The sequence below is a fragment of the Litorilituus lipolyticus genome (assembly GCF_006439335.1).
Lineage (GTDB): Bacteria > Pseudomonadota > Gammaproteobacteria > Enterobacterales > Alteromonadaceae > Colwellia > Colwellia lipolytica.
This window is the reverse complement of the sequence record NZ_SAWY01000019.1, coordinates 160,754-172,400: the sequence shown is the minus strand read 5'-3', so window position 1 is coordinate 172,400 and position 11,647 is coordinate 160,754. Positions and strand designations below refer to the sequence as shown.

Sequence of the window (11,647 nt, the reverse complement as noted above, 5' to 3'; positions counted from 1 at the left end):
AGTGCATTGCCATTTAAAAAAGAATGGAATGGGTTTGCGTTTAACCAACCATATAGGTGCCCGTGCCAAAGGCGATATGTTCGCCTGTCTAGAATTGTATGAGTGCATTGCCATTTAAAAAAGAATGGAATGGGTTTGCGTTTAACCAACCATATAGGTGCCCGTGCCAAAGGCGATATGTTCGCCTGTCTCGTTATGCATTTCCATTCTAGCAACAGCAACTTTGCTACCACTTCTAATGATGCGTGCTGTAACGATAAACTGATTACCTCTGCCAGGGCGCAAATAATCCGTACGTAAATCAATAGTACTTAATTTTCCTAAGCTACTGCCTATACTTTGTGGAGTAACATTATCGAGTTGCTCAATAATATTTGCTGCCGCTACGGTACCACCAGCTAAGTCGAGTGCAGAAGCAGTTACGCCACCGTGCAGTATTTTGTGAATAGGGTTACCAATGAGCTTATCTTGCCAGTCAAAACGAATTTCAGAGTGCTGTGCATCAAATTTGGTAAGTTTTAAACCAAGCAATTGATTAAAAGGCATATTGTTGTTCCAAAAATCAATTAACTGCTGATGTATTTCACTTTGCTTCATGTTGAAATCCTTTCTGGTCGGATGTGTTTTGGATATAGATTAGCATGTTCTTTAATCAAAGCAAAAATTAGCCAAAGTGTAAAAGCCAGATGAATGGCATTAGTGCTAGGTATTCATTACTCGTCTAGGTTAAAATAGGCAGATTATCCTAGTTTATTTAGTCGAATCATTTTTGAGTACCACGTTAGCCTCTCCTCAAGAAAACAATAGCTATAGCGACCAATTGCTTGAAACATTAAAGCATCATTTTGGCTATGAAAGTTTTCGCCCAGGCCAAGAAGAAATCATCGCGCAATTAATGCAAGGGCATGACTCATTAGTTTTGATGCCTACAGGCGGTGGTAAGTCACTATGTTATCAATTGCCAGCAGTGTTATTACCGGGCATTACTGTAGTGGTTTCACCGTTAATAGCATTAATGAAAGATCAGGTTGATGGACTTACACGACAAGGTATTTCAGCAGCTTTTATCAACTCAAGCCTTGAGCAAAATGAGATAACCGAAATATTTCAACGTATGGCACAAGGTGATATAAAACTGCTATATGTCGCACCTGAACGGTTAACTAATTATTACTTTCTGCAGAATTTAGCTGAACTACCGCTGAGTTTATTTGCCATTGATGAAGCACATTGTATTTCTCAATGGGGACATGACTTTAGACCTGCATACACTAAGTTAGCTTGCCTAAAAGAGCACTTTCCTTATGTACCTGTTATGGCATTAACGGCAACGGCAGATGTCACCACACGTAAAGATATTTTACAGCAGTTAAATTTACAGCAACCTTATATTCATTTAGACAGTTTCGATAGAGCCAATATACGTTTTACTTTGGCGCAAAAATATAATGGTGAAAGCCAACTATTGGGTTATATTCGAAAAAAAGGTGAAGATAGCGGTATTATTTATTGTAATAGCCGTTGGCAAGTTGAAAAACTATCAAAATTCTTGGCGAGTAATGGTGTTAATTGTGCGGCTTACCATGCGGGTCTAGAGAATGATATTCGCAGCTTAGTGCAAGAAGGTTTTACCAAAGATAATATTCAAGTGGTTGTTGCGACAGTGGCTTTTGGTTTAGGCATTAATAAACCGAATGTGCGTTATGTTATCCATTATGAACCCCCGAGAACATTAGAGTCATATTATCAGGAGATTGGTCGTGCAGGGCGCGATGGTTTACCCGCTGAGGCATTATTTTTGGTTGATGACAAAGATATTACTCGCATTAAAAAACGCATTAGTGATGGCGATAACCCCAAACGCGTCAATGTAGAACTACAGCGCTTTGCAGCAATGAGTGCCTTTGTTGATGCGCAAACCTGTCGTAGACAAGTGGTTTTAAATTACTTTGCTGAATTTACTAAACAAGGTTGTGGTAACTGTGATATTTGTTTAGATCCACCGAGTCAGTTTGATGCCACTGTTGAAGCACAAAAAGTGCTTTCTTGTGTTTATCGTATCAATCAGCAAGGTGATATTAATCATGTAATAGCCGTTTTACGTGGTGATGATAATGCGAATATTAAACAACTCGATCATCATAATGTTTCAACGTTTGGCTTAGGTAAAGGAAAAACGCCGGGCTATTGGTATGCAATCATTGGCCAACTCATTCACTTGGGTTACTTACAACAAGATATTGAACAGCAATCAAGCTTATGTTTAACCGAAGCGTCGCGTAGTATTTTGAAAGCGAGTGAACCACTGATGTTAGCAAGCCCACGCTTACAAAAAGCAAGCTACTGGCAGCAAAAAACAGCACAAAAAGGTTATGATCGCGCTTTATTTACTAAGTTAAGAGAGCTGAGAAAAACTATCGCTGATGCTGAAGATATAGCACCTTTCATTGTATTTAATGATGCCACTTTATCAGAGTTAGCGAGAGTACAGCCACAAACATTAAACCAAATGCTTAGTATCAGTGGTATTGGTGATATTAAGTTGTCTAGGTATGGACAACCATTTTTAGGGTTAATCAAAGAACATAGTCAAAGCAAATAGTTTCTGGTAAGAAAGACTTGATGCTATTCCTATAATAACCAAGATAAAGCATCGTCGCGCTGGGTAAATACTTCGATATTTAATTTAGCTGAACTAGGAATTGTCGCTGAGAAATCGGCACTCAGTTTTGCTAATTGATTAGGTGCATAAATGGCAATTTTATCAATGGCTGATAACTCGCCAAACTTAATTAGTGCATCAAGTTGGGTTGAATAAGCATGTTTTTTGTTAATTAATAATGAAAATGAAGACGCAAAAATCTCAACAAACTTCTGATGCATCTCTGTTACCATAACGGTATTCACTTCAACACCCTCATTAACAATAACTTCCCCTAGGTTTGGCTTAAGGACTTTGATAGTAGCAAATGATACCTGGTGGACTTCCATTTCAAATAAATTCTCAGATTTTAGTTAGTTATCTATTTTATTATAGACAGGGTTTTTAATAAATTATTTCATAAAAATAAGAAAAAACCGATTAACAGGACAAACAGTTAATCGGTTTATAAAGCAAAGTAATGTAAATGCTAGTTAAGCTTCTTCTTTTGATTCAGCTTGTTCAGTCGCATTGTCTTGAGCTGTTTCTTGCTCTTTTTTCTCTTCGTGGCCTTCACCGCCACATCCACCACAACATCCCATAATTTACTCCTGTTAGGTATAAGCTAGTTGGTATGATGTGATAGTACCTGACTAATTTAGTCAGGTACTTGATCGAGATCAGCATTTATTCAGGTTATGCTTATTTTGGTAAGCTGGTGAAGCCCATGTTGAACAATGTGAATGCATAAATGTCAGCGTATTGCTCTATTGTTTTAGATACAGGCGTACCCGCACCATGACCTGCGTTGGTTTCAATACGAATTAACGTCGGAGCACTACCCGCTTGTTTTGCTTGTAACTCAGCAGCAAATTTAAATGAGTGCGCGGGAACAACACGGTCATCATGATCACCAGTAGTCACCATAGTTGCTGGGTAGCTAACACCTTTTTTAACATTGTGTACAGGCGAATAACCTTTTAAGTACTTGAACATTTCTTCACTTTGTTCAGCTGTACCATAGTCATATGCCCAACCAGCCCCTGCAGTAAATGTGTGGTATCTCAGCATATCTAATACGCCAACAGCAGGTAAGGCAACTTGAACTAAATCAGGACGCTGTGTCATAACAGCACCCACTAATAAGCCACCATTTGAACCACCGTTAATCGCTAAATAGTTGCTTGAGGTATAGTTTTCATTAATTAAGTATTCACCTGCAGCAATGAAATCATCAAATACATTTTGTTTATCTAACTGTGTGCCAGCTTTGTGCCATTTTTTACCGTATTCACCACCACCTCGTAAGTTAGCAACAGCATAAATACCGCCTTGTTCTAACCAAACTGCACGAGTTACGCTAAATCTTGGCGTAAGACTAATATTGAAACCACCGTAGCCATATAAAATAGTCGGGTTTTTACCGTTAAACTCTAAACCTTTTTTATAAGTGATGATCATAGGTACGCGTGTACCATCTTTTGATTTATAAAACACTTGCTTAGATTCATAGGCGTTACTATCAAATTTAGCACCTGACTTTTTATATACGTCGCTTTTACCCGTTTTCGTGTTAAAGCTATAGATAGTACCTGGTGTTTTGTAGTTGCTGAATGAGTAATACAGAGTATCTTCTTTCTTTTTACCGTCTAATGAACTAGAGCTACCTACGCCAGGTAGTGCCACTTCACGTACTTTTTTACCTTGGTAGTCGTATTGATACACTTTAGAAATTGCATCAACCATGTACTCAGCAAAGAAGTAACCACCGCCAGTAGATGCCGTTAAAACGTTTTCTGTTTCAGCGATGAAATCTTTCCAGTTACTTGCTGCAGGTGCAGAAGCGTCTACGGTAACAATTTTCTTATTAGGAGCATCTAAGTTTGTGACTAAATATAGCTTGCTACCTTCGTTTTCTATAACGTAAGTATCCGCATCAAAGTTGTCAGTAATAGTCACTAATGGGCTATTTGGTTTAGTTAGATCTTTGATATAAAGGTCATTACCTGAAGTAGAAACAGCACCAGAGATTAATAGGTAACGATCATCTTCAGTAACTGAGCCACCGACATAGCGACGCTTTTCTTCAGCCGTTGCACCAAAAACAACAGCGTCGTCTTTTTGTGCTTGACCTAATTTATGATAGTAAAGTTTATGTTGATCTGTTTTAGCAGAAAGCTCGCTGCCTTTTGGTTTGTCATAGCTTGAATAGTAGAAACCTTCATTACCAAACCAAGAAATACCCGAGAACTTCACGTCAACTAATGGTGTTTCTAATTGTTTTTTGGTTTCAACATCAATAATGATGATTTTACGCCAGTCACTACCGCCTTCAGAGATAGCATAAGCCGCAATTGATCCATCTTTCGAAAAGCTTAATTGTCCTAATGATGTCGTACCATCTTTACTAAACGTATTAGGATCTAAGAATACTTCGACTTCACCGCCGTCAAGCTGGCGATAAACAACGTATTGATTTTGTAAGCCATCATTTTTATAGAAGTAAGTGTATTTACCTTCTTTAAACGGAGAGCCAACTTTTTCATAGTTCCATAGTTCGCCTAAGCGGTCTTTAAGTTGTTCACGGTATGGAATTTGAGATAAGTAGTTAAAAGTAACTTTATTTTGAGTTTTAACCCAGTCACCCGTTTCTTCACTGCGGTCATCTTCTAACCAACGGTATGGGTCTGCAACATTATTACCGAAATAGGTATCAGTAACTGAACCTTTTTTTGTTGTTGGGTAAGATAGTTTTATATCTTGTTGAGCTATGGCAGCGTTTGATGCCTGATTAGTACTGTTACCTGAACAGCCAGCCAATATACCTGTAACAAGTATACTGGTTAATAAAATAGCATTTTTCTTCATTGCGGTTCTCACGTGACTTTTATTGGATATACGCTGGATGTAGCGTCATTTACTAAGTATCTGTGGTTAATCTTGGTTGTATTCACAACAAATTAACATTCGAACAGCAGTGTAGCAGAACTTTTTAGCTTCTGACTATGGCTTGTGCCAAAAGAGCTTGGCACAAGCGGCAGTTTTTTGTTACAGAATCTGTTTAATTAAATCCCGCACAATCAGCGATTTTCAAGTCTGTTAAAGTCTAATAATCCGGCTGAAGTTGGTTGATGAGTAAAATACCATTGGTGTAATTTATCAGCAAAGGGCCAGAAATTAGGGCTTGACCTTCGAATGGCATAGTTATCTTTTAAGGTGCGATAATCTTGTTCAGACTTAATTTGTGATAATTGACTGACAAAGTTATCAATTTGGTCTGCTGATATTTCAAAGAACGCATTAGGGTATGTACCGACAATGCCGCGTGTTACCGTTAACGTATCTTCACTAGGGAGGCGTCTATTAGCTTCTGAAAAAAGATGCGCAACATTGCTATGGGCAGAATTGTTAATCAAGCTATAAACTTGATTTCCTTGAGCACTGTTAACCATGACATAACTTACTTGTGGCAATATGGCAATGGATTCGCCTGCCATATAGTTAAGCATTGAAAAGGATTTTTCAATGTCATTATAACTCGCTGAGATCGTATAGTTATCGACCACGGAGCCTTGAGTGTGCGTCTTAATTAACTGGTATAACTCGGTTTTAGGGTTATCCGTTTTGTAGTGAATATTTGTTTCTGGTAATTGATGAAAATCATCAGAGAAAATATAATCTTTGATGGCGGCACTGGTATCTCGATACCAGTGTTCGTGAATACGTTTTCGGTCTTTTGCCGGTAACAAAGCGATAAAGGCACTCTCAGCTTCCATACGTAAAAAATCCATATACAAACGCGTTTTTAATTGATGGCCAACATTGCCATAAACATCAAAGCCAGCGACCAATAAATAATGAATACGCTCAAGTAATGGATAGCTAATTAACCACGCCGTTTTAGGTGCTTGCCCGACAAACCCTTGTAATACAGAAGCACTGTCAAAATGCCTAAATACGGTTAAAGTGGCATTCGGGTTGCCATTTCCTGTCCATAGTAAGTTTAAATCAAGATCGCGTTGTTTTAAGTTGATTTTCTCAATATATTCCAGCTTTTTGTTAATGTATTCTTCTTGGCGTTTGGCATATTGACGCCAATAAAGGAGTGAAATTGTTTTATCACTTGTAGCAGCGGGTAACTGCAATAAATCACTATTCTCTACAATAAACTCATCGGTATGGTAGGCCTCAATGGTTTCTGGATCATGAAATGCTACCCAAAAATGATCTTCAATCACATTAAGCGCAACCTGACCTCGACAAACCGGGCCTTTAATAAAATTCATGATGGAAAATTGTGATTGCTCTAACAAGAATTTATATCGAGATTTTGCGGGAATGTCTTTAAAGGTAATAAACGGGTTTGACGCTGTTTTCAATTGATAATCAGGTAAGCTTTCAACGGAGTAATCGGCGGTATAAAAGAGTTCTGTTAAACGTTTATATTTTTCATTGCCAAAAGGGTAAGGCATATGTCTTTTAGCAATGATGGTGTCATTATTTTTAACTAAGCGATAAAACACTTGGGTTTTATCTGTACTAAAAGGTGAATCAAACGGACGTCTAGTATGAATTACATCAATAGGCTCACCTGATGGTGTACTAGATCTGACTAATTTAAAGTAACTACTGCGATTTTTATCAAAATATAAGTTTGCAAGGTATAGGTGCTCGAACAGGTACCTCGATACTAACTGCTCTTTCTTGCTCTCTCCATTAAGCAGCTTTTCCCAGCGGGTAATCATATCTTGCTCTGCACTTGTTACCTGAGCAGGTTGAGACATTATGGCGCCTTTTTCGAGCCAGTCAGTTAAAGTGCGGTGTTCATGCGTAGATAAGGCAGGTAAGCCATAAGGCATACCTGCTAACGGATAATTTTTCTCATATTGAGCAAACTCTTCAATAGTGGGGCACTGTTGATTTCTATCTAGGGCAAAATCAAAGTCATCACTAAGAATACTATCGTTCGGTAAAGGGTGCTTTTGCTTTAGAGCCAACATTTGATAAAAAACACTGGCTTGAGTATTAGCTTGTTTACTTTGCTGACGTTCATTTAAGACGGGAAAGAATCCTTCATTGCGAAATTGATTCATTAAATCAGGGGTAAGTTTAGTGGTACTACCTATACTTTGTGTATTGTTTGCAGTAAGTAAGCGTTCACCATTATAGACAAGTGCTTTATTCGCGCCGCGCTCAATACCTATGGGGTTTTCCATTTTTAATTGGCATGGCGCATCATAGCAGCCATGACAAACTACACAGCGGTTATCAAGAATGGGTTGTACTTCTTTTTTAAAGTGGCTTTGTGCATCAGTAGCGAGATTGCTGTGTTGGAATCTATTTTCAACGTCAGCAGTGCCATAATGCTTGTCGTATTCAAGTACACCTAAGGTGGCACAGCCAGACAGAAAAAAGAATAAAAGCAAGTAATGGAAAGTGCGCATAATGAGCCTTATCAATGAAAATAATTACTTAAAATATTTGAGAATATTTAGAGTAAAGAATGAAGGCAATTTTAGTAACCTAGCTGCTAACTGTAAAGAATTGCGGCGATTTTATTATCAATGGTTGTGTTTTTTAGGAAATTAATTGTTTTAGCTTTGGCTAAAGAGTTTATCTATGAGCGATGTTTTGTTGGGCGTGAACTATACTTGTGTTCTTATCATGTAATTAAGCGTCGATAAGTTTAATAAGTGAGGGTAGTTAAATGAAAATTTCCAAATTATTCATCTTATCCTTGTTCTTTGTTCATCTTGGAGTTAACGCAGAATCAAGAGATATTAAAATTCAACGTGCTATGGCCGCAGCACCTGCTGCAATTAGTCAAAATGCCACAATAGTTGATTCAGACGGGAGTCTTTTACAAAAAGGTACTAATGGCTGGACTTGTATGCCAGATACTATGCCTGGTGATAAAGCACCAATGTGTAATGACGCTGTCTGGATGAAAATGATGAAGGCTGTTGCGACCAAGGCTGAATTTACCGCAACAGGAATAGGCATCTCCTATATGTTAAAAGGTGATATTGGCTCTGGTGTCAGTAACTCAACGCCTTATCACCCTGATCATAAAAATGCTCATGACTATACGGAAACAGGTCCGCATATGATGATCATTGTACCTAAATCAATGTTAGAAGGTGTTTCACGCGATCCTAAATCAGGTGGGCCTTATGTAATGTGGGGTGATACTCCGTATGCGCATATCATGGTGCCAGTGGAGTAATATTTTGTCAGGTTATCTAATAGCCTTATCGTTATTTAATTGATAATGATTACCTATCTATAATTAAGTTAGTAATAAAGCATATTCTTTGTTACTAACGCCTCAAAATGAGGTCATTATGAAAAAAATTGCCATTATTCAAGAAGCACCCAGCGTGCTGAATAAAACAGAAACTATTTTAAAAGCTGTTGATATTATTAATGAAGTGTCAGCTAAAGGGGCTCAGTTAATCGTTTTTCCTGAGGCTTATATTCCAGGTTATCCCGCATGGATTTGGCGTTTAAGGCCAGGAGGAGATTGGGGCAATAGCGAACTTCTTCATGGAAGGTTGCTTAATAATGCTATTGATTTATCTTCAAATGATTTGCAGCCATTACAGCAGGCAGCAAAAGAAAATCAGGTCACTATTGTTTGTGGATTGAATGAGCGCGATAGTGCTAATAGCCAAGGAACACTCTATAACTCAGTTGTCACGATTGATGCACATGGAGCATTAGTCAATCATCACCGAAAGCTTATGCCAACAAACCCAGAACGTATGGTATGGGGCTTTGGTGATGGGCATGGCTTAAATGTAATAGATACGCCTGTGGGAAGGATTGGTAGCTTAATTTGTTGGGAAAATTATATGCCACTGGCGCGTTATGCTTTGTATGCGCAAGGTATTGAGATTTACATTGCGCCCACTTACGATAGCGGCGAAGCTTGGTTAGGCACAATGCAGCATATTGCTAGAGAAGCGAAGTGCTGGGTCTTAAGCTGTGGCGTTGCATTAGAAAGAACAGATTTACCTGATGACTTTCCCGATTTAGATACCCTATATCCGAGTGATGAAGCGTGGATAAATCCAGGTGACTCAACGGTTATTTCGCCATCAGGTGAAGTCATTGCCGGCCCCATGTCTAATACTAAGGGGCATCTAATGGTTGATATTGATGTTGATTTAGCAACTAAATCAAAAAGAGCACTTGATGTAGCAGGCCATTATGCCAGACCAGATGTTTTCACACTTGAAGTGAATAAATCTCGACAATCTCCAGTTAAGTTCACTAATGGGCGTTGATTATTTATCTAAGTGAGTTTGAATAATTGGTTCAAAAAGCGCAGTAGTTGCTCGCAGAATATTGTTCTTAAAGATAAATTGAAGGTGGGGAAAGAATACCTAGTCCTATAATCGACTAGGTATTTGACATCCACATGGTCTGTTTAGCCATAGCGATTGCGTTGCTTTGGCAAGTCACTATGGTATTGCACAAACTCTACCTCATAGCCATCAGGGTCAAGGTAATAAACGTTCTCTCTAAATTCATCTTCCGCTCCGTCCTTATCTACTGAGAAACCAGCGTCTGATAAGCGTTGAACTACACCTTTAATATCATTGGTTACAAAGGCAAAATGGGATAGACCAATCTGATGCCCTGTTAAGTCACGATTACTGCCCTCACCATTATCATTGAGTGATAAGTACTGATAATCGTCACCAAAGTGAAGCCATTGTCGTTTTTTGCCGTACCATTGACCCGTATCTCCACCACGCACTGACCAGTGGGGGAAAGCAGCTTGATAAAAGGCTAAGCTCTTGTCTAAATTACTTACTACCAAATTTAAATGTTCTAAAGTGATCATAGTTTTCTCCTTGCATTGCTTTTACACTGATTTTTCTGTGTGTTGATGTACTCTATTCATAGGTTTTATGTACTCGCCATGGCGGGTTTAGTCGATTATCACCAGCCCAATAAAGCTTTATTTTATTACCACTGGGGTCTGATAAGCTGGCTTCACGCCACAAGTAACGCTGATCCGTAGGTAACTGCTCAAATTCAATACCCCGTTGCTGACATTGTTTAACCCAATTGTCTAAATGCTCATGCTCAAAGTACATTACTACGTCATGTGCGTTTACTTGCTCAGTTAAACTTAATGAAAATGTTGCTTCACCATTGGGGCATGCAAAACGGGCATAATGGGGCGTATCCACTATTTGTATAAAGCCTAAGGTAAGATAAAAGTGATTAGCTTTATTAATATCGGTTACGGGTAAGGTAATTTGGTTCATGTTCATCGTGTTGCTCCTTTCGCTTTGTAGAGTGTTCACTACATGGCGTAGTTATAGTTTTCTTGGCCAGGAAAAGGCTGGGCAATTAAGGCCTTGCGTAATGTTTGTAAGGCTTTGCTGTAGTGCTTTAGGGTGTGCAAGCTATAACCAATACGTTGTCTAATACTGTTATCTCTTGGCGTTAATGTCGCGCTATTGTCTGTTTGAATATTTAAGATTTCTTCGACATTGCGAATAATTAAATGATCAGGAATAGTAACTAACTTATTATTTTTAAAAGCATTCATCTTTAATTCGGCGATTGGGTATGCCCCGTTAATACCACTAACAACAGAGACAAGTAATGTTGGTTTATGAGCGACATCTTCACTTGTACACATAAGTAATAAATTTTTCAGTAAAGGTGAGGCCATACCAGACCATTCAGGGGTGATTAAAATTAATGCATCTGCATTGTGTAACTCATCATTAATTGCTAACCAGTCACTCGAAGGATCATCTTTGCTACTTTCTTCACCATCCCACAAAGGTAAATTACGTTTACAAAGTTCAATATGAGTAATGCTTTCAAAGCCTTGGGTTACTTCAGCTAAGTAGTTTGCCACTTTAGCACTTTGAGATTCAGTTCTTTGGCTTGCGCTAATTATCAGTAGTTTCATGTGCAGAATTCCTTATATCTAATGGCGACATATCTATAGATGTAAACATTAGTAAATGTTTTTGT

Annotated in this window: 10 protein-coding genes; 3 read left to right on the top strand and 7 right to left on the bottom strand. The window is 38.4% G+C overall.

The window, feature by feature from the left end; genetic code table 11:
- Positions 1 to 141: 141 nt before the first annotated feature.
- Complete coding sequence (locus EPA86_RS08820; RefSeq protein ID WP_140603065.1) at positions 142 to 597, bottom strand: thioesterase family protein; 456 nt, start codon at positions 595 to 597, stop codon at positions 142 to 144.
- A 172-nt stretch (positions 598 to 769) separates the two neighbouring features.
- On the opposite strand from EPA86_RS08820, the gene recQ reads away from it, so the two are divergent.
- On the top strand, positions 770 to 2,602 hold the full coding sequence (recQ, locus tag EPA86_RS08815) for a DNA helicase RecQ (protein WP_140603064.1): 1,833 nt from the start codon (positions 770 to 772) through the stop codon (positions 2,600 to 2,602).
- A 29-nt stretch (positions 2,603 to 2,631) separates the two neighbouring features.
- On the opposite strand, the gene EPA86_RS08810 is transcribed toward recQ, so the two are convergent.
- The 3 genes from EPA86_RS08810 to EPA86_RS08800 all read right to left on the bottom strand — a co-directional run bounded on the left by EPA86_RS08810 (position 2,632) and on the right by EPA86_RS08800 (position 8,085).
- Positions 2,632 to 2,991: an STAS/SEC14 domain-containing protein gene (locus tag EPA86_RS08810; protein ID WP_140603063.1), complete on the bottom strand. Its 360-nt coding sequence runs from the start codon at positions 2,989 to 2,991 to the stop codon at positions 2,632 to 2,634.
- 352 nt (positions 2,992 to 3,343) lie between these two features.
- Entirely contained in the window at positions 3,344 to 5,509 is a 2,166-nt protein-coding gene (locus EPA86_RS08805) for a prolyl oligopeptidase family serine peptidase (RefSeq protein WP_140603062.1), read from the bottom strand.
- Between the two features lie 212 nt (positions 5,510 to 5,721).
- Positions 5,722 to 8,085, bottom strand: a complete 2,364-nt coding sequence (locus EPA86_RS08800; RefSeq protein WP_140603061.1) for a fatty acid cis/trans isomerase — start codon at positions 8,083 to 8,085, stop codon at positions 5,722 to 5,724.
- A gap of 263 nt (positions 8,086 to 8,348) precedes the next feature.
- On the opposite strand from EPA86_RS08800, the gene EPA86_RS08795 reads away from it, so the two are divergent.
- The gene (locus tag EPA86_RS08795; RefSeq protein ID WP_170309606.1) at positions 8,349 to 8,867 is read left to right on the top strand and encodes a hypothetical protein; all 519 of its coding nucleotides are present in this window, start codon (positions 8,349 to 8,351) and stop codon (positions 8,865 to 8,867) included.
- 118 nt (positions 8,868 to 8,985) lie between these two features.
- Entirely contained in the window at positions 8,986 to 9,930 is a 945-nt protein-coding gene (locus tag EPA86_RS08790; protein WP_140603060.1) for a carbon-nitrogen hydrolase family protein, read from the top strand.
- 143 nt (positions 9,931 to 10,073) lie between these two features.
- Here EPA86_RS08790 and EPA86_RS08785 read toward each other — a convergent pair whose 3' ends face one another.
- From EPA86_RS08785 to EPA86_RS08775, 3 genes are read right to left on the bottom strand one after another with little or no spacing between them, the layout of a single operon-like run.
- The gene (locus EPA86_RS08785) at positions 10,074 to 10,493 is read right to left on the bottom strand and encodes a VOC family protein (protein ID WP_140603059.1); all 420 of its coding nucleotides are present in this window, start codon (positions 10,491 to 10,493) and stop codon (positions 10,074 to 10,076) included.
- Positions 10,494 to 10,545: 52 nt separating this feature from the next.
- Entirely contained in the window at positions 10,546 to 10,929 is a 384-nt protein-coding gene (locus EPA86_RS08780) for a VOC family protein (protein WP_140603058.1), read from the bottom strand.
- Between the two features lie 32 nt (positions 10,930 to 10,961).
- Positions 10,962 to 11,582: an NADPH-dependent FMN reductase gene (locus tag EPA86_RS08775; protein WP_140603057.1), complete on the bottom strand. Its 621-nt coding sequence runs from the start codon at positions 11,580 to 11,582 to the stop codon at positions 10,962 to 10,964.
- Positions 11,583 to 11,647: the final 65 nt, after the last annotated feature.